This is a genomic window from Bacteroides stercorirosoris, assembly GCF_900142015.1.
Classification (GTDB): Bacteria; Bacteroidota; Bacteroidia; order Bacteroidales; family Bacteroidaceae; genus Bacteroides; species Bacteroides stercorirosoris.
Genome location: NZ_FQZN01000024.1, coordinates 45,783 through 68,905, shown reverse-complemented (window position 1 = coordinate 68,905; position 23,123 = coordinate 45,783). Strand labels below are relative to the sequence as shown.

General features: G+C 44.6%; 20 protein-coding genes. 12 read left to right on the top strand and 8 right to left on the bottom strand.

Annotated elements, in window-relative coordinates; translation table 11 throughout:
* Nucleotides 1–4 precede the first annotated feature (4 nt).
* From recN to BUC01_RS17385, 4 genes are all read left to right on the top strand, one after another.
* On the top strand, nt 5–1,669 hold the full coding sequence (gene recN, locus BUC01_RS17400; RefSeq protein WP_073314358.1) for a DNA repair protein RecN: 1,665 nt from the start codon (nt 5–7) through the stop codon (nt 1,667–1,669).
* Between the two features lie 39 nt (nt 1,670–1,708).
* Entirely contained in the window at nt 1,709–2,449 is a 741-nt protein-coding gene (gene rlmB / locus BUC01_RS17395) for a 23S rRNA (guanosine(2251)-2'-O)-methyltransferase RlmB (protein WP_025831182.1), read from the top strand.
* Between the two features lie 3 nt (nt 2,450–2,452).
* Nucleotides 2,453–4,156: a serine protease gene (locus tag BUC01_RS17390; protein ID WP_073314356.1), complete on the top strand. Its 1,704-nt coding sequence runs from the start codon at nt 2,453–2,455 to the stop codon at nt 4,154–4,156.
* 216 nt (nt 4,157–4,372) lie between these two features.
* Nucleotides 4,373–4,747, top strand: coding sequence for a RidA family protein (locus tag BUC01_RS17385; RefSeq protein WP_009132222.1), 375 nt, complete (start codon nt 4,373–4,375; stop codon nt 4,745–4,747).
* Here the strand turns inward: BUC01_RS17385 and BUC01_RS17380 are convergent.
* Nucleotides 4,715–5,968 (bottom strand): bifunctional folylpolyglutamate synthase/dihydrofolate synthase, encoded by a 1,254-nt coding sequence (locus tag BUC01_RS17380; protein ID WP_073314354.1) that lies wholly within the window; start codon nt 5,966–5,968, stop codon nt 4,715–4,717. The two genes, BUC01_RS17385 and BUC01_RS17380, sit on opposite strands and share 33 nt — an antisense overlap.
* 177 nt (nt 5,969–6,145) lie before the next feature.
* Here BUC01_RS17380 and BUC01_RS17375 point away from each other — a divergent pair, with 177 nt between their 5' ends.
* Both BUC01_RS17375 and BUC01_RS17370 read left to right on the top strand, forming a co-directional pair.
* Nucleotides 6,146–7,471 (top strand): PhoH family protein, encoded by a 1,326-nt coding sequence (locus BUC01_RS17375; RefSeq protein WP_025831183.1) that lies wholly within the window; start codon nt 6,146–6,148, stop codon nt 7,469–7,471.
* 150 nt (nt 7,472–7,621) lie between these two features.
* Nucleotides 7,622–9,529: a polysaccharide biosynthesis protein gene (locus tag BUC01_RS17370; RefSeq protein WP_073314352.1), complete on the top strand. Its 1,908-nt coding sequence runs from the start codon at nt 7,622–7,624 to the stop codon at nt 9,527–9,529.
* Between the two features lie 123 nt (nt 9,530–9,652).
* Here BUC01_RS17370 and BUC01_RS17365 read toward each other — a convergent pair whose 3' ends face one another.
* The 3 genes from BUC01_RS17365 to BUC01_RS17355 form a co-directional block, all read right to left on the bottom strand.
* Entirely contained in the window at nt 9,653–10,630 is a 978-nt protein-coding gene (locus tag BUC01_RS17365) for a dihydroorotate dehydrogenase-like protein (protein ID WP_025831184.1), read from the bottom strand.
* A gap of 26 nt (nt 10,631–10,656) precedes the next feature.
* Nucleotides 10,657–11,325: a YggS family pyridoxal phosphate-dependent enzyme gene (locus tag BUC01_RS17360; protein WP_073314350.1), complete on the bottom strand. Its 669-nt coding sequence runs from the start codon at nt 11,323–11,325 to the stop codon at nt 10,657–10,659.
* A gap of 184 nt (nt 11,326–11,509) precedes the next feature.
* Nucleotides 11,510–11,974, bottom strand: coding sequence for a DUF4494 domain-containing protein (locus BUC01_RS17355; protein WP_025831186.1), 465 nt, complete (start codon nt 11,972–11,974; stop codon nt 11,510–11,512).
* Between the two features lie 794 nt (nt 11,975–12,768).
* Here BUC01_RS17355 and BUC01_RS17345 point away from each other — a divergent pair.
* Nucleotides 12,769–13,362 (top strand): master DNA invertase Mpi family serine-type recombinase, encoded by a 594-nt coding sequence (locus BUC01_RS17345; protein WP_025831188.1) that lies wholly within the window; start codon nt 12,769–12,771, stop codon nt 13,360–13,362.
* Between the two features lie 74 nt (nt 13,363–13,436).
* Here the strand turns inward: BUC01_RS17345 and BUC01_RS17340 are convergent, their stop codons facing one another.
* Entirely contained in the window at nt 13,437–14,051 is a 615-nt protein-coding gene (locus tag BUC01_RS17340) for an HdeD family acid-resistance protein (protein WP_025831189.1), read from the bottom strand.
* Nucleotides 14,052–14,178: 127 nt separating this feature from the next.
* Between BUC01_RS17340 and tpx the strand changes: the two genes are divergently transcribed.
* Together tpx and BUC01_RS17330 are read left to right on the top strand one after the other, a co-directional pair.
* The gene (gene tpx / locus BUC01_RS17335; RefSeq protein ID WP_025831190.1) at nt 14,179–14,682 is read left to right on the top strand and encodes a thiol peroxidase; all 504 of its coding nucleotides are present in this window, start codon (nt 14,179–14,181) and stop codon (nt 14,680–14,682) included.
* A gap of 203 nt (nt 14,683–14,885) precedes the next feature.
* The gene (locus BUC01_RS17330; protein ID WP_025831191.1) at nt 14,886–15,794 is read left to right on the top strand and encodes a DUF368 domain-containing protein; all 909 of its coding nucleotides are present in this window, start codon (nt 14,886–14,888) and stop codon (nt 15,792–15,794) included.
* Nucleotides 15,795–15,871: 77 nt separating this feature from the next.
* On the opposite strand, the gene BUC01_RS17325 is transcribed toward BUC01_RS17330, so the two are convergent.
* The 3 genes from BUC01_RS17325 to BUC01_RS17315 form a co-directional block, all read right to left on the bottom strand.
* On the bottom strand, nt 15,872–17,296 hold the full coding sequence (locus tag BUC01_RS17325) for a tetratricopeptide repeat protein (protein ID WP_073314348.1): 1,425 nt from the start codon (nt 17,294–17,296) through the stop codon (nt 15,872–15,874).
* A 28-nt stretch (nt 17,297–17,324) separates the two neighbouring features.
* Entirely contained in the window at nt 17,325–19,064 is a 1,740-nt protein-coding gene (locus tag BUC01_RS17320) for a glutamine--tRNA ligase/YqeY domain fusion protein (protein WP_025831192.1), read from the bottom strand.
* A 62-nt stretch (nt 19,065–19,126) separates the two neighbouring features.
* Nucleotides 19,127–19,936 (bottom strand): PstS family phosphate ABC transporter substrate-binding protein, encoded by an 810-nt coding sequence (locus BUC01_RS17315; RefSeq protein ID WP_025831193.1) that lies wholly within the window; start codon nt 19,934–19,936, stop codon nt 19,127–19,129.
* Nucleotides 19,937–20,201: 265 nt separating this feature from the next.
* On the opposite strand from BUC01_RS17315, the gene pstC reads away from it, so the two are divergent.
* From pstC to pstB, 3 genes are read left to right on the top strand one after another with little or no spacing between them, the layout of a single operon-like run.
* Complete coding sequence (gene pstC / locus BUC01_RS17310) at nt 20,202–21,386, top strand: phosphate ABC transporter permease subunit PstC (RefSeq protein ID WP_025831194.1); 1,185 nt, start codon at nt 20,202–20,204, stop codon at nt 21,384–21,386.
* Between the two features lie 26 nt (nt 21,387–21,412).
* Nucleotides 21,413–22,273, top strand: a complete 861-nt coding sequence (pstA, locus tag BUC01_RS17305) for a phosphate ABC transporter permease PstA (RefSeq protein ID WP_034524153.1) — start codon at nt 21,413–21,415, stop codon at nt 22,271–22,273.
* A gap of 22 nt (nt 22,274–22,295) precedes the next feature.
* A complete protein-coding gene (gene pstB / locus BUC01_RS17300; RefSeq protein WP_025831196.1) occupies nt 22,296–23,051 on the top strand; it encodes a phosphate ABC transporter ATP-binding protein PstB in 756 nt (251 codons plus the stop codon).
* Nucleotides 23,052–23,123: the final 72 nt, after the last annotated feature.

Here is a 23,123-nt window from a genome sequence, read left to right as displayed (position 1 = left end):
AGTTATGTTACGTTCGCTTTACATACAGAATTATGCTCTTATAGAGAAACTTGATATTGGTTTCGATGCAGGTTTTTCCGTTATTACGGGTGAAACGGGTGCCGGAAAGTCTATCATATTGGGTGCTATCGGCTTGATGCTCGGACAGCGTGCCGATGTGAAAGCCATCCGGCAAGGTGCTTCTAAATGCGTGATTGAAGCCCGTTTTGATATATCGGCTTATGGTATGCAACCTTTTTTTGAAGAAAATGAATTGGAGTATGAGGACGAATGCATTTTACGCCGTGAAGTTTATGCTTCAGGTAAGAGCCGCGCGTTCATCAACGATACTCCGGCTTCGCTTGTGCAGATGAAGGAATTGGGTGAGCAGCTCATCGACGTCCACTCCCAGCATCAGAATCTTTTGTTGAATAAGGAGGGATTTCAGCTTAATGTGCTTGATATATTATCTCATAATGATGAACAACTTTCTGTTTACCAGTCCTTATACAAAGACTGGAAGCAGGCACAGCAGGACTTGGAAGACCTCATAGCCCGCGCCGAGCAGAATAAGGCTGATGAAGATTATATCCGCTTCCAGTTGGAGCAGTTGGAAGAAGCGAATCTGGCAGCCGGTGAGCAGGAAGAACTGGAACAGGAGGCTGACACATTGAGCCATGCCGAAGAGATTAAAGCCGGTTTATTCCGTGCCGGACAGTTGTTGACTTCTGATGAAGGAGGTTTGCTGGCCTCGTTAAAGGAGAGTCTGAACACGATGCTGGCTCTGCAAAAGGTTTATTCTCCCGCTACAGAACTTGCCGAACGCCTGGAAAGTACATATATTGAGTTGAAAGACGTTTCCCAGGAAATTTCTTCGCAGGAAGAAGATGTAGAGTTCAATCCTGACCGGCTGGAGGAAGTGAACGACCGCTTGAACCTGATTTATACTTTGCAGCAAAAACACAGGGTAGCTACCGTAGGGGAGTTGCTGACGCTTACTGAAGAATATTCAGCCAAGCTGGCGGCCATTACTTCTTATGATGAACGTATCGCCGGGCAGACAGCACTTTGTGATACCTTATATAATAAGGTGAAGAAGCAGGCGGCTGTCTTGACCAAAACCCGTGTGAAAGCTGCTCTCGAAGTTGAGAAGCAGATGACGTCTCGACTGGTGCCGCTTGGTATGCCTAATGTCCGTTTCCAGGTGGAGATGGGAATGAGGAAAGAACCCGGTGTGCATGGTGAGGACACTGTTAACTTTCTTTTCTCAGCCAATAAGAACGGTGCGTTGCAGAACATTTCGTCTGTAGCTTCCGGGGGTGAGATTGCCCGCGTCATGTTGTCTATCAAGGCAATGATAGCCGGTGCGGTAAAACTGCCCACTATCGTATTCGATGAAATAGATACCGGTGTATCCGGTGAAATAGCCGACCGTATGGCGGATATCATGCAGGAGATGGGAGAGCAAGACCGTCAGGTTATCAGTATCACCCACTTGCCGCAGATTGCCGCCCGCGGATGTGCACATTATAAAGTCTATAAACAAGACAATGAAACAGAAACCAATAGCCACATCCGTCGTCTGGCAGATGGGGAGAGGGTGGAGGAAATAGCTCATATGTTGAGCGGCGCTACTTTGACAGAAGCAGCCTTGAATAATGCAAAAGTGCTCCTTGGTGTCGGAAAGTAGTTTTTAAATTTATAATTCATAATTTTTAATTTCTCAAAGATGGTTGATAAGAGTGAAATGATTTTCGGCGTTCGCGCTGTGATAGAAGCAATACAGGCAGGAAAAGAAATCGATAAGATTCTGGTGAAAAAGGATATCCAGAGTGATTTGTCCAAGGAACTTTTCGCTGCATTGAAGGGGACTTTGATTCCTGTTCAGCGTGTTCCGGTGGAGCGTATTAACCGCATAACCCGCAAGAATCATCAGGGGGTGATCGCCTTCATTTCTTCCGTTACCTACCAGAAAACAGAAGATATGGTGCCTTTCTTGTTTGAAGAGGGGAAGAATCCGCTGTTTGTCATGCTTGACGGAGTGACGGATGTCCGTAATTTCGGAGCTATTGCCCGTACTTGCGAATGTGCGGCGGTAGATGCCGTTATTATCCCTGCCAAAGGTAGTGTGACGGTGAATGCGGATGCCATGAAGACTTCCGCCGGGGCGTTGCACGTATTGCCGGTTTGTCGCGAGCAGAATCTGAAGAATACCCTGCAATACCTTAAAGATAGTGGATTTCGCATTGTGGCGGCCACAGAAAAAGGTGACTATGATTACATGAAAGCTGATTATACAGGGCCGATGTGTATCATTATGGGTGCTGAAGATAAAGGAGTTTCTTATGAAAACCTGGCTCTTTGCGATGAATGGGTGAAAATCCCGATGTTGGGCACTATCGAGTCGCTCAATGTTTCCGTAGCGGCGGGTATCTTGATTTATGAAGCTGTGAAACAAAGAACCAACTAAGATATGAAAAAGAACTTATTGTTGACGCTCGTCCTCTGTTTGCTGGCTCAGTGGAGTGTAGCTCAAGCACCCAAATGGGTGGAAAAAGCCAAGCGTGCCGTTTTCTCGGTGGTTACGTACGATGAGAATGATAAAATTCTAAATACGGGAAACGGATTTTTCGTGACCGAAGATGGAATTGCCTTGTCTGATTACGGATTGTTTAAAGGTGCTCAACGTGCGGTCGTTATCAATTCGGAAGGGACACAAATGCCTGTGGATGTGATTCTGGGGGCAAACGATATGTACGATGTTGTTAAGTTCCGTGTAGCGATTTCCGGAAAGAAAGTTCCTGCACTGGTTGTATCTGCCACGGCTCCGGCTGTTGGAGCAAGTGTTTATCTGTTGCCTTATTCTACGCAGAAAGACCGTTCTTATACTGCCGGACAGGTGAAAGAAGACTCTAAGATAGAAGGGAATTTCCACTATTATACACTTGATATGCGTCTGAAAGACAAGATGGTGAGCTGTCCTGTTATGACTGCTGACGGACAGGTGTTTGGTCTGGCTCAGAAATCTTCCGGTAAGGATACGGCTACCATTTGTTATGCTGTAGGCGCTGATTATGTGATGGAGCAGAAGATAAAACCTCTCTCATTCAACGACCATACTTTATCAAGCATCGGAATTAAGAAGGGATTGCCTGATACGGAGGAGCAGGCACTGGTATTCCTTTATATGGCTTCTTCACAACTTACTCCTGAGAAATATGCTGAGTTGCTGAATGATTTTATAGCTCAATATCCTAACAGTGCTGACGGATACCTTCGCCGTGCGAACAACCAGATGTTCTTGTCGAAGGAAGCGGCTTCAATGGATAAAGTAGCTGCTGATATGGATAAAGCGCTTGAAGTGACACAAAAGAAAGATGATGCGTACTTTAATCGTGCCAAACTGATTTATAACTACCGGTTGACTAATCCTGAGACGGTCTATAAAGATTGGACGTATGACAAGGCTTTGGAAGAAGTCCGCAAGGCAATGGCAGTTGAAGAACTGCCGATATATATTCAGTTGGAGGGTGATATCCAGTTTGCAAAGAAAGACTATGCGGCAGCTTTAGCCAGCTATGAAAAGGTTAATACGACTAACCTTGTTTCTCCGGCTACTTACTTTAGCGCAGCCAAGACGAAAGAGCTGATGGAAGCGGCTCCGGAAGAAATACTGGCACTGATGGACAGCTGTATAGCACGTTGTGTACAACCGTTCACGGAAGAAAATGCACCCTATTTGCTGGAACGCGCTCAGATGCGTATGAATGCGGGACAGGCACGCGGCGCGATGCTTGACTATGATGAATATTATAAAGCAGTGCGTGGTAATGTAAATGATGTATTCTATTACTATCGCGAACAGGCATCTTTCCAGGCAAAGCAGTTCCAGCGTGCGCTGGATGATATAGCAAAGGCTATTGAACTCAACCCGAAAGAATTGACTTACCGTTCGGAACTTGCAGTAGTGAATATCCGTGTCGGCAGGCATGAAGAGGCTATTAACGTTTTGAAAGGTGCTTTGGAGATTGATCCTGACTATGCGGAGGCTTACCGCTTGATAGGCGTTGCCCAATTGCAGTTGAAGCGGAATAAAGAGGCGTGCGCCAGCTTTGCAAAAGCAAAAGAACTGGGTGACCCGAATGTAGATGCTTTGATTGAGAAACATTGCAAATAAGATAAAAAAGGCTCGGCTTTCACAAGCCGAGCCTCTGTCGGGAAACTCCCGTGTCAAAAAAGAATTAGCTAAGTCTAGGTTTTAAAACAGGTATAAGTGAATTTCTTTTGTGTATAATCCTATAAGGTAAATGCACGGACTTTCAGAATACTGCATATAATACTGGATTTTTTTTAGAATAAATCATAAATTGTTGAATACTAAAACTATATCGGAATGAAAAAAGTAATTTGCAGCCAGAAAGCACCGGGAGCTATTGGCCCTTACAGTCAAGCAATTGAAGCGAATGGAATGATATTCGTATCCGGTCAGTTGCCTATTGATGCGGCCACCGGAAAGATGGCGGAAGGTGCTGAAGCACAAGCCCGCCAGTCGTTGGAGAACATCAAACATATCCTGGGAGAAGCGGGACTGACGATGGCAAATATCGTTAAGACCACAGTTTTCCTGGAGGATATGTCGTTGTTTGCAGATATGAATAAGGTATATGCCACCTATTTTGATGGTGATTTCCCGGCCCGTTCGGCTGTGGCCGTAAAGGCTTTGCCGAAGGACGCGTTAGTGGAGATTGAGTGTATCGCGGTTCGCTAACAGGTCGGCAACAATAAAGCTACTGCCTCCCACGAAGATGAAGTCTTCCGGGAGGCTTTTTTCTTGTGCGGCGCGCACGGCGGAGGGAACGTCCGGGTAACAATCTCCCTGCAATCCGGCTTCGGCGGCAAGCCGGGCAAGTTCTTGTTCGGGCAATGCGCGTTTCACGCTGGCTTTCGTGAAGTAGTATTCGGCATCTTCGGGTAACAGTGCCAGCACACCACGGATGTCTTTGTCATTCACCATACCTATGACCATGTGTAGTTTCCGGTAAGACTGTTGTTTCAGTTGTACCGTTATGTAAGTGATACCTCCCACGTTGTGTCCTGTATCACATATCAGGGTAGGGGCATCTTGTAATTTTTGCCAGCGTCCCATCAGTCCGGTCAGTTCGCAGACGTGTGCGAAACCACTGCGGACAGCCTGTTCGCTCAGTTTGTATCCTGCTTTTTGCAATTGCGGGATAGCCGTAAGCAAGGTACGGGTATTTTTAGTCTGATATAGTCCTTTCAATTCACATTCTAATCCGGGATAATCATCCCCCTGGTTCTCTTCCGCGAAGAGAATGGGAGCGCCGGTTTCATGAGCCTTTTTCGTGAATACAGGCTTTGTTTCGGGAGTTGTTTCTCCGATTATTACAGGTATTCCGCTTTTTATGATGCCGGCTTTTTCTCCTGCTATCTTTTCCAGCGTATCTCCCAGGAATTGTGTGTGGTCGAAACTAATATTGGTGATGATGCATAAATCCGGCTGTATGATGTTGGTGCAGTCCAGTCTTCCGCCAAGACCTACCTCGATAACGGCTACATCTACTTGCTGATCGGAGAAATAACGAAATGCCATCGCAGTGGTCAGTTCGAAGAAAGAGGGATGCAAGGGCTCGAAAAAGTCCCGTTCTTCTTCTACAAACCGGACCACGTACTCTTCCGGAATAACTTGTCCGTTTACACGGATACGTTCGCGAAAATCCACGAGATGCGGAGAAGTATATAATCCCACTCTGTATCCCGCTTCCTGTAAGATTGCGGCAAGCGTGTGTGAACATGATCCTTTTCCGTTTGTCCCCCCTACATGGATGCTGTGGAAGTTCCGGTGCGGATGTCCGAAATGTTCGTCTAAAGCTTGTGTGTTCTCCAATCCTTCCTTATACGCTGAACTCCCCACCTGCTGGAACATGGGGACACTGTTATATAAGTATAATAAAGTGTTCTGATAATCCATCTTTTTAAATATTTAACGAGAAAGCAAACCATTCTCTCTTTTTAATTCCTATCTTAGAAGCTGCAAAGATAATGCAAACTGGGAGCAGAATGAAATGAACTTATTCATTTTTTATGCAGAGGTGCAGCTTGTCTTTTCTTTGGAGGCAAATATATCAACAATTTAAATCTAATGAGTATGGGAGCAAAGAAAAATTTTGTGATTGATACCAACGTAATCCTTCATGATTATAACTGTCTTAAAAACTTTCAGGAAAACGACATTTATCTCCCCATCGTGGTTCTTGAAGAATTGGACAAATTCAAGAAAGGGAATGAACAGATTAACTTCAACGCCCGTGAATTTCTCCGCGAACTCGATTTAATAACCGATGACAATCTTTTTAGTAAAGGCGCTTCTTTAGGCGAAGGCTTGGGGCGTCTGTTTGTGGTAGCGGGAGTTGTGGATGCTCCGGATGTGCATGCGTCTTTCCCGGAACGTATTCCGGATCATCTGATTCTGTCGGTGGTTGATTGGCTGACGCGTGAAAAGAAGGCAATGAAGACCATTTTGGTGACGAAAGATGTAAACCTTCGTATGAAAGCACGTTCCATCGGTCTGCTTTGCGAAGATTACATCAATGACAAAGTGATAAATGCGGATATCTTCGAGAAATCGAATGAGATATTCGAAGGGATTGACCCTTCCTTGATAGACAGGATTTACTCTTCCAGGGAAGGACTGGATATCAATGAGTTTGATTTCAAGGATATTATTCATCCGAATGAATGCTTTGTCCTGAAGAGTGACCGGAACAGTGTTCTGGCTCGCAACAACCCTTTCACGCATACGATTTGCCGGGTGAATAAAACGAAGAATTACGGTATCGAACCGAGGAATGCCGAGCAAAGTTTTGCTTTTGAGGTGTTGAATGACCCTAATATAAAATTGGTTGCCTTGACGGGTAAAGCCGGTACCGGAAAGACGTTGTTGGCTTTGGCTGCCGCGCTTAGTCAGATGAACGATTACAAGCAGATTTTATTGGCGCGTCCTATTGTTGCTTTATCTAATAAGGATATCGGTTTTCTGCCGGGTGATGCTAAAGAAAAAGTCGCTCCTTATATGCAGCCTTTGTTCGACAATCTGAATGTCATTAAGCATCAGTTTGCCACAAATTCTACAGAAGTGAAGCGTCTGGATGATATGCAGAAAAGTGACCAGTTGGTGATTGAAGCGCTGGCTTTCATCCGCGGACGTAGTCTGAGTGAGACTTATTGCATCATTGATGAAGCGCAAAATTTGACTCCGCATGAAATAAAGACCATCATTACACGCGCTGGAGAAGGAACCAAAATGATATTTACCGGTGATATCCAGCAAATTGACCAACCCTATCTGGATAGTCAGTCCAATGGTTTGGTTTACATGATTGACCGTATGAAAGATCAGAACCTTTTTGCACACGTGAATTTGTTAAAAGGAGAACGCAGCCAGTTAAGTGAATTGGCAAGTAATTTGATGTAACAGAGCTTGATAGACAGTAGATATGGTGGTAAAGTTATAACCTTAACTTTACCACCATTTAATTTTATCACACATTTTTATCTTTTTCTTGTCCTAATTGATGAAAATAATGTATCTTTGCCTCGCCTAAAAACAAAACTGTCAAACGAAATGAAACATAAAATTATTCATCGGTACCTTTCATCGAAGGTATTGCCGATTTGGACTATTCTGTTGATTGATGTACTGATAATCGTAGTATCCAGCCTGTTGGCTTATGCACTTCGGTATGATTTTCGGAGTATTTTCCTGGAATCCTCTACCATTGATAAAACGATTGTGTGGACAGTCATTGTCAACTTAATCTTCTTTCGTATTTTCCGCACATATTCCAATGTGCTGCGCTTTTCTTCGTTTATAGATATCATGCGTATCTTCGTTTCATTGACAGTATCTTATGCGCTGTTAATGATTTCAAGTGTGCTTCTGGCAAGTTATATGGATATCCGGCTGGCACCTGTAAGCGTGCTGTTTATGGCGTATATCATCAGTTTTGCCATGATGTCTTGTTCGCGTATCGTAGTGAAGATGTTTTATGAACTGTTGAACTTTGATGGAAGTCATAGTGCTAATGTCTTTATTTATGGTGCTAAAGAGGCTGGGGTAAATATAGCTAAAGCATTGCGGGTGAACTTGCGCAATCATTATCGTTTGCGGGGGTTCATTGCCGATGAGCCGGAATTGATCAATAAGGTAATGATGGGTGTGAAGGTATTCCCTAATGATGAGTCGTTGATTGACGTGTTGAGCGATCGTGACGTGCATACCATTATCATTTCTCCTGCCAAGATGGAGGAACTGAAAAAGTCTGGTTTGGCTGACCGCCTTCTGGCAAATAACATAAAAATGATGACTGCCCCTCCTTTGAGTGAGTGGAATGGTCAGACTCTGAACCGCACTCAGCTGAAAGAAATTCAGATAGAGGACCTGCTGCAACGTAATCCTATCGAAATAGATATTCATAAGGTAGCTTCCCACCTGGAAGGAAAACGGGTGATGATTACCGGTGCTGCCGGTTCTATCGGTAGCGAGATTATGCGCCAGGTGGCTTCTTTCAATCCTTATAAACTGATTCTGATAGACCAGGCAGAGACTCCGTTGCATGATATTCGTCTGGAATTGCAAGACCGTTGGCGAGATATTGATGCGGAAACCATTATCGCGGATATTTCCAATGCTACACGTATGGAAGGCATATTTAAGGAATATCAACCGCAGTATATTTTCCATGCGGCTGCTTACAAGCATGTGCCGATGATGGAGGATAACGTTTCCGAATCTATCCAGATAAACGTGTTTGGAACCCGTACGCTGGCAGATTTGGCAGTGAAGTATGGTGCTGAGAAATTTGTGATGATTTCTACCGATAAGGCTGTGAACCCGACGAATGTGATGGGATGTTCCAAACGTATCTGTGAAATCTATGTGCAGTCTTTGGCCAAGAAGTTACAGAAAGAGGGTGGGCATGTGACGCAATTCATTACGACACGTTTTGGTAACGTATTGGGTTCTAACGGTTCGGTGATACCCCGCTTCCGCGACCAGATACAGCGTGGTGGTCCGGTGACCGTGACACATCCCGAAATAATCCGTTATTTCATGACTATTCCCGAAGCTTGTCGTCTGGTGCTTGAAGCCGGAAGTATGGGTAACGGAGGGGAGATTTATATCTTTGATATGGGCAAACCTGTGAAGATTGTAGATCTTGCTAAACGTATGATCAGCCTTTCCGGACGCACGGATGTGAAGATTGAGTTTACCGGTCTGCGTCATGGTGAGAAGTTGTATGAAGAACTGCTTAACGTGAAGGAATTGACGAAGCCGACATATCATGAGAAAATCATGATTGCCACGGTGCGCGAGTACGATTATGATGAGGTGAAAGAACGTATCCAAAAGTTGATAGAGGTTAGCTACACTTACGACCAAATGAAGATTGTATCAGCTATGAAGGATATTGTTCCTGAATTTATCAGTAAGAATTCATGCTTCGAAGCATTGGATAAGAAAGCGGAATAATACAAAATTAGAGGTTCCGGATTGACGGAACCACGATAAAATATAATGCCCCGTAACAATATGTTAGATGTACTAACGATATGTTACGGGGCATTATTATAATGAATGTTGTGTAGTTCCCGTTTATTTTCTGCTGGAGAAATACTTCATGAATTGTGTGCGTTCGAAGGTGTTTACACCGTTCAAATCACTTACATTCAACATTCCCTTGAATTGAGAGATTGTTTTCATGCCCTTGCGGTCCATCCATAAATTGATGAAACGTGTATATTCTCCTACAAGGGCGTAGCTGTTCTGATAGAATGCACTACAGATTTCTACTGCCGAGGCTCCTGCAAGGATTGCTTTTATGACGCTTTCGGGAGAATGAATGCCGCCCGATGCTGCATAATCCAGTTTATTCACAGCTGCGGAAGCAATGCCTATCCAACGTAAGGTTTTTGCCAAATCGGCTCCAGTGCTGAATACGTTTCCTGAAATTTGTTTCATCTTCTCGATATCAATGTCCGGCTGGTAGAAACGGTTGAACAGTACGACTGCGGCTGCTCCGTTGGCATACAACTGGTCTATCAAGGCGATAGGGTTAGTCAGGTTGTCGCCTAACTTCATGATAACAGGGATACTCACTGTTTTCTTGATATGGCTGAGAATGTCGATATGCCGCTGTTCAAATGAACCGTAATTGTATTGAACATCCGTCTGTAGGGCCAGGATATTGATTTCTATGGCATCAGCTCCTGCTGCCTCCATTTGTTTGGCAAAGTCTACCCATTCGGCATCCTGATAGCAATTGATGCTGGCAATCACAGGAATAGGGCATACCTTTTTAGTTTCTTTTATCAGTTCCAGATATTCCGACAGTTTGTGTTGGCGGATGTATTCTACCAGATAATCACTGCCTTCGGGGTACATATTCGGGTCTCCCAACCAGTCGGCTTCCAACATGATTTGCTCTTCAAAAAGAGATTTGAGGACAATGGCGCCGACACCGGCCTCGTAAAATTTCTGATTCTTCTCAGCACTGTCAGTCAAGCCAGAACTGCTGACGATAATCGGGTTTCTTAATTCTAACCCGGCAAAAGTAGTTTTTAATGTTGCCATGGTGATAATGTTTATTGAATGATCAATTAATAAATTCTGTCTCCAAAAATTTTGCTGCCTACACGTATCAGGCTGCTCCCGGCAGCAATAGCTTGATGATAGTCGTGGGACATTCCCATTGACAATTCCCGGAAAGCTTCCGTATCAGCAAACCATGTGTCTTTTACTTCTTTGAAGAAGCTACTTAATGAACAAAATTCTTTCTCTATTTGTTCATTGTCATCCGTATTTGTTGCCATACCCATCAGACCACATAATTGTATGTTACTGAGAGTTTTCCACTCTCCGTCTGCCAGCATTTCCCGGCACTCGTCGAAACTGAAACCAAATTTAGTCTCTTCTTCTGCGATGTGCAGTTGCAACAGGCAGTTGACTACCTTTCCGGCTTTAGCCGCTTGTTTGTTGACTTCGGTCAGAAGTTTATAGGAGTCGATTCCGTGGATAAGGGATACGTAGGGAACAATATATTTAATTTTGTTTGTTTGCAGATGCCCGATAAAGTGCCATTCGATGTCTTTAGGAAGGCTTTCATATTTGGCAGTCATTTCCTGCACCTTGCTTTCTCCGAACACTCGTTGTCCGGCGCGGTAGGCTTCTTCTATCGCCTCGTTGGGATGGAATTTTGAAACTGCTACCAATCGTACCCCCGTAGGTAACTCACCCAGCACCTGTTGAAGATTCTCTGCAATATTCATAATTAATTCATTTAAGTTTCGCAAGTGCTCAACTTATTAGCTGACAAGGCTTCAGTTGACAAGGGAGATAGTCCTTAAATAATCCACTTGTATGGCAAATGGGACTAACATTCGCCCTTGTCAACTTGTCTCTAACTTCCTTGTCAACCCGGAAACTTGAGTTTGCGAGAGTTGAGTTAATTTGTTAAACTTCAGGTTTATCGTTAGGCTCGGCGCTATATGGATACACATCCATAATGGCTGTTTCGGCAACGGATGCGATTTGATAGTCAGCCATCGTTCCTTTCATGCCTTCATCCAGTTTTTTGACTGCATCGCGCAGGTCGGCAGCCTGTACCAATACCTGAGTGGATGTTTTCTTTTCAGCACCGCTTTTCTCATCCAGAGTGATGAAAACCAGTTTGCACTTAAACCAACGGTCAGCTGCTTCTTCTTCGCTGGGGAATAGCTCGCTGTAATTGGCACGTTTGATGTCGGATACTGTAAATTCTCCTGAGATAAACGGAGTCATTTCTTCAATGATACGCGCTTCTGCCTCAGTAAAGCTGAGTGCATCAACCAGATAAGGTTCTGTTACTTTCTTATTCATTCCATTCTCCATTACTTTTTCATAACGGATCTTGCACTCAAACCATGTATGCATTGCCATAATTTCTTTGTTTTTTTATTATGAATTTATATTCTTGTTATAAAACTGACTACAAAGATAATGTAAACGAAGAGTAGAACGAAATGAATCTATTCATTTTTTTATGCCGGAGTGCCGCTTATCTTCGCTTGTTAATGCGAATCAGGAGTTGAAACAGATTCATAACCTAATAATCAGGAGCTAATTTCAACTCCTGACTTGCATTATTTATAAATGACGTTGAATAGTAAGTGTGAAATTGAAATCTTACGGGGGATGGACGGTTTTCCTCTCATGGAGATTTCCTTCACCCCATAGGGTAACTTCATTTACACACCGAGGTAACACTCGTTACAATAGGAGGTAAAGAGCGTTACAATAGGAGGTAAATGTCGTTACATCCTGTGGTAAATGCTTTTACATCCTGCGGTAAATGGTCGGTAAATGCAATGCGCTGATAACTAGCTAACTGAAGCTTTTGTGAAGTCAAAGGTTCTTTCAGATTCGTCTCCTGTATTCCGCCTTCGTCAGTCCGTATCCGATCTCTTTTATGGCTTAAAATCCGGGCTTGCGGAAGCTGAAAAGGGAAAATCATTTAATGAAAAAGAAAGAAGATTTTTCTTGTTCCTTTTTATGACCAGCTGTTGGGGCGGAATACGTATTCCTGCATAATTTGCTTTGCTATCTGCGAAATAACTGATGTAAAATAAAAGGGGTAAAGAGAGCGAACTAACTGTATTTCATTGCTTAATGATACTGTGATTTTTCGTTGTTATTGCTGTTCTTTGGCGCCGTTAAACCTATTAAAAAATCAAATTATGGTAGTAGCTTATTTAAGAGTAAGTACAGAAAAACAGTTTCTGGCAAATCAACGTGAGGAAATTCTGCGCTTTGCAGAGAAGAATGAGTTAATGATTGACAAGTGGTACACTGAGACGGTGAGCGGCAAAGTGAGCAGTAAGGAACGAAAGTTGGCAGGCGTATTGAACCGGATGCAAAAAGGGGATACGCTGATTGTGACGGAAATTTCAAGATTGAGCCGTACGATGCTGGAAATCATGACAATTTTGAATTCATGCATTAAGAAAAATGTTATCCTGTACAGTACTAAAGAAGGGTATGTATTCCAAAATGACATTAACAGTAAAGTTCTGGGGTTCGCATTCGGATTGATGGCGGAGATAGAACGTAATCTGATTTCCATGCGGACTAAAGAAGCGTTGGCAAGACGAAAGAAAGAAGGTGTCAAGTTGGGACGCAGAAAAGGGACTTGCCCTGCCATGCGAGTGCTTCGTGAGAATAAAAGACGATTGAAAAGAGACGCGCAGCGTGGTGTTTCTTGTTCGGAACTGGCTCGTCAGATGGGTGTATCACGCACCACTATGTTTCGTTTCCTAAGATCTAACTAATGGGAAAACGAGTTGACAGAAGTGCCTGATAGCAGGAACTTGTCAACTCGTTTCTCTGGGCTGCGGAATATAGATTATTCTACCGGTATTTCTTTTCCTCCTTCTTCACTTTTTTCCTTTCTCATTTTTCCTCGTTTATGCAGGCTCTTCAATTCAAATGACAGCATGATGCGGAAGGTTCCGATAATCAGAAATGCGAACGAAATCATATATACAGCATAGAGGGCGCCTATTGCCGGTTGCCACAGGATGATGAATGAGCAAATCACCGCCAATATGCCGAGAGCGATATACCATCCCCAGTCTCTTGTACCGTATCTTTTTAAATCCATAGCATAGCCAATAGAAGAGAAGCCACGGAACATCAGCCAGAATGCAATGATGAAGGGAATGACTTCCATGCTCAGCAACGGATAGGCTATCAGATAAAAAACGAATATCATGTCGATGATACCCCCTGCCAGATACCAGCCCCAGCTGGAAACATTCTTACGGTTGCTCACCGCAAAAGAAATTTCAAGCAAACCGCTGAACAACATGGATATGCTGAACAGAACACTTAAAACAGCGTAACCGCTGAGTGGGGCAAACATCAGGCTTATGGCAACTACCACATAGAGCATACCGAGCAAGAGAGACATCCACCAGTTTTTTACTTCGCATTGAAGTTCGTCAAATAAAGTTTTCATGCAAATAAAGTTTTAATTGGGTTATTGTTATTTTGTTTAGGAGACTAACAATTTGCGATAGGAAAAGTTTTTGGGCGAACTTTTCTAATGGTTCGTTTGTTGTATGAATATATAAAACAAGAAAACTATGGCTACAACAAAATTTAAAGGACAGCCGGTTAAGATTATCGGCGAATTTATAAAAACAGGGACAGTTGCTCCTGATTTTGAGTTAGTAAAAACTGACCTTTCTTCTTTTTTCTTGAAAGATTTGAAAGGGAAGAATGTGATATTGAATATCTTCCCGAGTCTGGATACCAGCGTTTGTGCAACCTCTGTGCGCAAGTTCAACAAGCTGGCAGCGAGTCTGCCTGATACCGTGGTATTGGCGATTTCCAAAGACTTGCCATTTGCCCATGCGCGTTTCTGTACGACGGAAGGAATTGAAAATGTGATTCCTTTGTCTGATTTCCGTTTCTCGGATTTCGATGAAAGCTATGGTGTACGTATGGCGGACGGTCCGTTGGGTGGTTTGCTTACACGTGCAGTAGTCATTATCGGTAAAGATGGAAAAGTGATGTATACCGAACTGGTACCCGAAATTACTCAGGAACCGGACTATGACAAAGCGATAGAAGCTGTGAAGAAATAACAATCTCAGATTTTTAGATAAATAAAAATGGCGGTGTGCAAAGGTCGTGAGACTATTGCACGCCGTTTGCCTTTTATATGAATGGGGTGCTTGCTTCGAATCTCAATGTTTTTTATTGGTTTATATGGTGGGTAACTGACTTTTTTTGTTTTACTTTGTGCTGTGAAAATCAAGTATTAATAGGTTAAACAGAGAAAGAAAAAATGGAACGAGGTTTAAAAGACTACGCCCTACTCATGCTAAAAGGTGTGGGAATGGGAGCAGCCGATGTAGTTCCCGGAGTATCGGGGGGGACAATTGCTTTTATTGTGGGAATTTATGATGAACTGATAGACTCAATAAAAAGCATAAACGGGAACAGTTTGAAGTTGTTTTTTACAGGTAAATGGGGTGCATTCTGGAAAGCGGTTAACGGCAATTTCTTGATTTCCATTCTGTTGGGAATTGCTCTCAGTGTGTTTTCGTTGGCTAAGATTATCACATGGTTGCTCATGGATCATCCTGTGATGGTTTGGGCATTTTTCTTCGGGCTGGTGCTGGCTTCCACATGGTTTGTGGGGAAAGATATAAAGGAATGGAACAAGAAAACGATTCCGGCTTTTATCATTGGCGTGGCGGTGGCTTATTACATTACGGTGGCGACTCCTGCTGAGACTCCCTCTAATTTATTGTTTATTTTCCTTTGTGGGGCGATTGCTATTTGCGCTATGATTCTGCCGGGCATATCGGGCAGTTTTATCCTGGTGCTTTTAGGAAAGTATTTCTTTATCATGGAGGCTGTCAAGACGCTTGACATAACGGTGTTGCTGGTATTCTTTGCAGGTGCCTGTATCGGAATAACCTCTTTCTCACGCGTTCTTTCGTATGCATTGAAGAATTTCCGCAATATCACATTGGCGGTGCTGACAGGTTTTATGCTGGGTTCTCTTAATAAAGTATGGCCTTGGAAGGAAACAATTGAGACTTTTACGGATAGTCATGGAATAGTGAAACCGTTGGTTGAGGCGAATATTCTGCCTAATCAGTATATTCTTGAAGCTGTGGTGCTGATGGTAGTAGGTTTCTTTCTGGTATATTTCCTTGAAAAACTTTCTACACGTAGTGCAAAGTAAAGAAGTAATATATATTAATGAGGCTGTGTCAAAATGCTGCGCTATGTGCGGGCAAACGATGGCACAGCCTCATTTGTTTATTGTAAAGCTTTTATGATATCTTGCATATAAGTTGCCAGTTCTTCCTGGTTATCGCTCTCCATTAGTGCCTGCATTTTTTTCAACTCTTTCAAGTCGAACGGACGAACGCATTTCTGGTTGTACTTTATGAAGTTCTCTTTATCATGCAGAGTCATGTAGAGAATGGTCAGCCTTTCATTGATACCTTCAAATTCCGGTTCCAGTTCGCAAACACGCTCAAAGGCTACTTTGGCATAATCCAGGTATCCGATTTCCAGGCTATGCATGCCTATCTCATTCCAGGTATCGGCGTAAGGGGCGCAATCCAACGCTTTCGCCCATTGCTTTATTCCCTTATTATAATCTCCTTCTTCAACGTAGATACGTCCTTCAATCAGATAAGCCTCCGGGTCTTTAGGCTCCAGCTTCTGGGCTTTCTTACAGTATTGGTGCGCTTTGCGTTTCTTTCCCATTTTGGAAAGGCAAAGTCCTGCATTGGCGTATAAGTTGGGCAGGAGAGGAGAGGACGCGTCTTCCGACTCATTTACCTGGATTGCTTTTTCCAACTGCTCGTAACCTTCGTCCCATTTGCCTTGGGATATTTTACATAGTCCCATAAAGCTATAGACAAATTCCGGTTCAAGTACGTGCAGTTGCTGGGCTTTCTGGTAATACTCCAGTGCTGCCTCTTCATTACCCAGTTGGTAGAAGCAATGGCCTTTCATAACGTAGGCATCTGCAAATTCATCATCACTTACCAATGCATAGTCACAGGCGTCGATGGCCTGGTCGAACTTATGTTCTTCAAAGTAGCATCTTGCCAGACCGAACCAGTAGGAAGCCGAGTATGGATTTTTGTCTATCAGCTGGTTGTACATAGGAATAGCTTCTTCTGTCATACCTTTGCCATAATAGCAATCGGCTACTACGGCAATGTAGGCTTCCTCGTCAGCATATTCCTTCTTTACCGGCTCAAGCCATTCCAGAGCTTTGTCCGGATAGCCCATATCGAGATACATATAAGATACATCGACCACGTTTGCCAAATCTTCTTTGTCTTCAATCGTGTCGAGTAATTTTTCGGCATCATCCAATTGGCCTTCGCTCAACAGTAAATGGGCACGCACCACCTTAGCTTCCGCCGAATAGGTTTCGGGGAGGTTCTCGATGATTTCGCGTGCCTTTGCTCTTTTTCCGCTATCCAGAAACAGGTAGGCATATTCAATCAACAGTCCCGTATTGTCGGGATGTAGCTTTAAGCCATATTCTGCTATCTCAAAAGCCTTATCAAAGTTCTTTTTCGTACCATACCAATCGGCAAGGTCGGCCAAGTCGTCTGCGTCCTGATAGAACGGTTTATTCTCAGACATGGCCACTTCATATTGTTCGGCAAGTTCTTGCAGTTCTTTATCTCTGCCGGACAGCAGGTTTTTATTAGTCATTTAATAGTTTACTCCTATAGTCCTTACTTTATTTGTTGATTTTACCCCAGGTATCTTTCAGTCCCACAGTGCGGTTGAATACCATCTTTTCAGGTGTGGAGTCCGGGTCTACATTGAAGTAACCGATGCGCTGGAACTGCAAGTAAGTAAGCGGTTTCATGCCAGCGGCATACTTTTCGATGTAGCAATGGGGCAATATATGTAGCGAGTCCGGATTAATGATGTCTTTCATAGCTTCCAGGGCATCGCAATTCTTGGCTTCGCGGATGGTGGCAAGTTCGTCGCGCGGATTCTCCACTTTCCACAGGCGGTCGTAGAGGCGTACTTCGGCTTCGAGGCAATGGTCGCAGCTGACCCAGTGCAGGGTACCTTTAACTTTACGGTTTGCTTCGGGCATGCCGCTCTTGGTATTCGCGTCGTATTCACAATATACTTCCACCACTTCTCCGGCTTCGTTTTTCTTGCATCCGGTACACTTCACGATGTAAGCGTTCTTCAGGCGCACTTCCTGTCCCGGTGTCATACGGAAATATTTCTTCGGGGCGTCTTCCATGAAGTCTTCACGCTCCATCCACAATTCGCGGCTGAACTCGATGAAGTGGCTGCCTTCTTCCGGTTTCTCCGGGTTGTTTACGGCTTCCAGTTCTTCCACTTGTCCTTCGGGATAGTTGGTGATTACCAGTTTCACCGGATTGATTACGGCTGATATGCGGGTTGCACGTGTGTTGAGGTCTTCGCGTAAAGCGCTTTCCAGCAGGGCGAACTCGTTGAGCGCATCGTAAGTGGTATATCCGATTTTGTCGATAAACTTATGGATGGACTCGGGCGAGTATCCGCGACGGCGGAAACCGCAAATAGTCGGCATACGGGGATCATCCCATCCGTTTACCAGTTTTTCTTTCACCAGAATCAGCAGGTTACGTTTGCTCATCAATGTATAGCTGAGGTTCAGTTTGTTGAACTCGTACTGATGAGGACGGTTGTCATTCAGGTCTTTGCCTTCTTTTACCCAGTCCACAAAAAGATCGTAAAGCGGACGATGGGGAACGAACTCCAGCGTACAGAGAGAGTGCGTCACACCTTCAAAGTAATCACTCTGTCCGTGGGCGAAGTCATACATCGGGTATGCTTTCCACGTGGTGCCTGTACGGTGATGCGGATGATTCACTACACGGTAGATGATGGGGTCGCGGAAGTGCATATTCGGGTTCGCCATGTCAATCTTGGCACGGAGCACCATAGCGCCTTCTGCTATTTCACCTGTATTCATTTTCTTGAACAGGTCGAGGCTTTCCGCTATCGGACGGTTGCGATAAGGGCTTTCCACACCCGGCTGGGTAGGAGTGCCTTTCTGCTGTGCTATCTGTTCGGAAGTCTGCTCGTCAATATATGCTTTCCCTTCTTCGATGAGGCGGATGGCAAAATCCCACAATTGCTGGAAGTAATCGGATGCGTAGTATTCATTACCCCACTGGTAACCCAGCCACTGGATATCTTCCTTGATGGCTTCTACGTATTCCACATCTTCTTTGGTCGGATTGGTGTCGTCGAAACGCAGATTGCAGATGCCGTTGTGGTCGGCTGCAATACCGAAATCAAGGCAAATAGCCTTGGCATGTCCGATGTGGAGGTATCCGTTGGGTTCCGGCGGGAAACGTGTCTGCACCTTACCACCGTTCTTACCCTCTTTCAAATCTTTCTCAACAATTTGTTCAATGAAGTTGAGGCTCTTTTTTTCACCTACTTCTTCGCTCTTAATATCTGCCATAATGGTATGTATATATTCTAAAAAATCAAGCTACAAAAGTAAGACAATTTTTTCGTTTATCCTTATTTCACCGGAATATATCCACTCTTTTTAATGATTTCCTGACCGGCGGGTGAAAGTATGAAATTGACAAGGGGCGCTACTTGTTCGGAGTTTTCCTTGTTATAATAATAGTATAGAGGGCGCACGATAGGGTAACTCTTGTCCGTGGCACTCTCCATGCTGGGCGGTGCATAGTGCTTTCCGTCGTAAGAAACGGAGATTGATTTAACTCGGGGGGACAGGTAGGCCAGTCCTACGTATCCTATCGCTCCTCGCGTCTGGCTGACAGACTGGATGATGGCGCCCGTGGCAGGCATGGAAAGGCTACTGCTCATGTAATTCTTATTCTTGAGGACGCTTTCCTTGAAAAACTCATAAGTCCCCGACGATGTTTCGCGGGAATATACCACGATTTTGCGGTCGTCTCCGCCCACCTGTTTCCAGTTCGTTATTTTTCCCCGGAAGATGTCTTCCAGTTGTTGGCGTGTCAGTTGCTTTACGGGATTGGAAGGATGTACCACGACGGCCAGTGCATCGTAAGCAACGATTACTTCTTCCACTTCCTTGCCTGCGGACTTTACCTTCATCTTTTCGCTGAATTTGATGGGACGTGATGCCATGGCGATGTCCGTTGTGCCGTCAAGCAATGCTGAAATACCCACACCGGTGCCGCCCCCTGTCACAGTGACGCGGGCTTCGGGGGTGAGTGCCATGAATCTTTCGGCAGTCTGCTGCGCTATGGGCAATACGGTGTCACTGCCTTTGATGCGTTGCGCCTGTATGCTGCTCGCAGCCAATGCCAGAAACAGGATGATGCTTAGTGTTTTCATTATCATCAAAAATTGTTTTTATTATATTCAAAATATAGTTTCTTATTTATCATCAAAAAAGTAAGTAATACTATAACCAAACAGGTACTCTTCTTGTTTATTCTTTGCAAAGAAAGCAATCGGATATTACAATCTTATTACGGGGGCTGTGTTTTCGGATGTTGTAACACATTTGTAATATGTTTGAAACATTTCTTTCAAACGTTAGTCACACTCTCTTAACATCGTCCCTGTTTCTTTGCATACAGAATTTCAATAGGCATTTATGAAGAAGCTTTTTGAGAAAATAGTAGAAGGATTGTTGGCTTGTAGCGGGTTTGTAACAAGCATCACCATTGTGCTCATTATCCTGTTCCTTTTTTCCGAGGCGTTGGGATTGTTCAACAGCCGGGTGATTGAAGAAGGGTATGTGCTGGCGTTGAATAAAGATAATAAGGTAAGTGAGTTGACACCGGCTCAGATAAAAGATGTTTTCGATGAGGAGATAACGAACTGGAATGAAGTCGGAGGGCAGGACATGCCTATCCGGCTTTTCCGTTTGGAAGATATCACCGAGTATTACACTGAGGAAGAATTGGGGCCTGCTTATGAACATGCCGGAGCGAAGATAACGGAATTGGTGGAGTGCACGCCGGGCATTATTGCCTTTGTGCCGCAGCAGTTCATTGTCCGGCAAGACTCCGTGCATCTGCTGCGCGACAATACCATCTCGGTGAAAGATGTCTTTGCCGGGGCGGAATGGTTTCCGACCGCCACACCCGCTGCACAATTCGGTTTTTTGCCATTGATAACGGGTACGTTGTGGGTGAGTCTGTTCGCCATTCTGATAGCGCTTCCATTCGGGCTTTCAGTAGCTATCTATATGTCCGAAGTGGCAAATCCGAAGATACGCAATTTGCTGAAGCCCATTATAGAATTGTTGAGCGGTATTCCGTCGGTGGTTTACGGATTCTTCGGGCTGATAGTCATTGTGCCACTCATACAGAAAATATTCGACTTGCCGGTTGGCGAAAGTGGACTGGCAGGAAGCATCGTGCTTGCCATAATGGCATTGCCCACCATTATCACTGTGACGGAAGATGCCATGCGTAATTGTCCCCGTGCCATGCGCGAAGCCAGCCTGGCGTTGGGAGCATCGCAATGGCAGACTATATATAAGGTAGTGATACCGTATTCCGTGTCGGGCATCACTTCCGGTGTAGTGCTGGGCATCGGGCGTGCCATTGGCGAAACAATGGCTGTGCTGATGGTGACAGGTAATGCGGCAGTCATACCGCATACCATTCTGGAACCTTTGCGTACCATTCCTGCCACGATTGCCGCCGAACTGGGAGAAGCGCCTGCCGGAGGGGCACATTATGAGGCTTTGTTCCTGCTGGGTGTGGTATTGTTCTTTATTAGCTTGCTGATAAACTTCACGGTAGAAGCGGTATCGGCCAGAAAAAGATAGTGTTTCGCAGAGAAAGGAAAATGAGTATGATAGATAGGAAACATCTTTCGCAACGCATTGCATTCGGAACTTTCCGTTTGCTGAGTCTGACGGTGGTAGGGATACTCTTTGCCATCCTCGGTTTCATTATATATAAAGGTATAGGAGTTATCAACTGGGAGTTCCTGACTACCGCCCCGACGGACGGAATGACGGCGGGTGGTATTATGCCTGCCATAGTCGGTACGTTCTATCTGATGATAGGTAGCGCCTTGTTTGCTTTTCCGGTGGGAGTGATGAGTGGCATTTATATGAATGAATATGCCCCTAAGGGTTGGATTGTCCGCCTTATCCGTATGATGACCAACAACCTGAGCGGCATACCTTCCATTGTTTTCGGTCTTTTCGGCATGGCTCTGTTCGTTAATTATATGGGCTTCGGCGACAGCATCCTTGCCGGTTCGCTTACTTTAGGATTGCTTTGCGTGCCTTTGGTAATCCGTACTACCGAGGAAGCGTTGAAAGCCATTCCCGACACATTGCGCGAGGGAAGCCGGGCTTTGGGAGCCACTAAGTTGCAAACCATCTGGCACGTTGTCCTGCCGATGGCGATGCCCAATGTGATAACCGGGCTCATTCTTGCATTGGGACGTGTTTCGGGTGAGACTGCGCCGATTTTGTTCACTTGTGCCGCATATTTCCTTCCGCAACTGCCCGCAAGTATATTGGACCAGTGTATGGCTTTGCCTTATCATTTGTATGTTATCTCTACCAGTGGCACGGATATGGAAGCCCAGCTTCCGTTGGCTTATGGCACCGCTTTGGTCTTAATAGTAATCATTCTCCTGGTGAATCTTTTGGCGAATGCCCTGCGGAAGTATTTCGAGAGAAAAGTAAAGATGAACTGACAGGAATAAAACAGTAAACAAAATGATTGGTAAAATAGAAGCAAATAACGTCAACTTCTGGTATGGAGACTTCCATGCTTTGAAAGGTATCAGTATGTCAATAGAGGAGCGTTCGGTAGTCGCCTTTATCGGTCCTTCGGGATGCGGTAAGTCCACTTTCCTGCGCCTGTTCAACCGTATGAACGATCTTATCCCCCATACCCGCCTGACGGGTGAAATCCTTATTGATGGAAAAGATATTTATGGAAAAGATGTCCAGGTGGATGAACTTCGCAAGAAAGTAGGCATGGTATTCCAGCGGCCTAATCCTTTTCCGAAAAGTATCTTCGAAAATGTGGCGTATGGCCTTCGGGTAAATGGCGTGACGGATAGCGGGTTTATTCGTCAGCGGGTGGAAGAATCTCTGAAGGGAGCGGCATTGTGGGACGAAGTGAAGGACAAACTCAAAGTCTCTGCTTACGCCCTTTCCGGCGGACAGCAGCAACGGCTTTGCATAGCCCGCGCCATGGCTGTGTCTCCCTCCGTATTGTTGATGGACGAGCCGGCTTCTGCGCTCGATCCTATCTCTACCGCCAAAGTGGAAGAGCTTATTCACGAGCTGAAGGAGCAATATACAATAGTTATTGTCACGCACAATATGCAGCAGGCTGCGCGCGTTAGTGATAAGACGGCTTTCTTCTACTTGGGGCAAATGGTAGAGTTTGACGATACCAAGAAAATATTCACGAACCCCGATAAAGTGGAGACACAGAACTATATCACGGGGCGTTTCGGGTAGTGAAGTGTTGCATCGCATGAAGCAGAAAAGAATCGTGTATTCCCTTTAACTTGTTAATACAAATAACTTAAA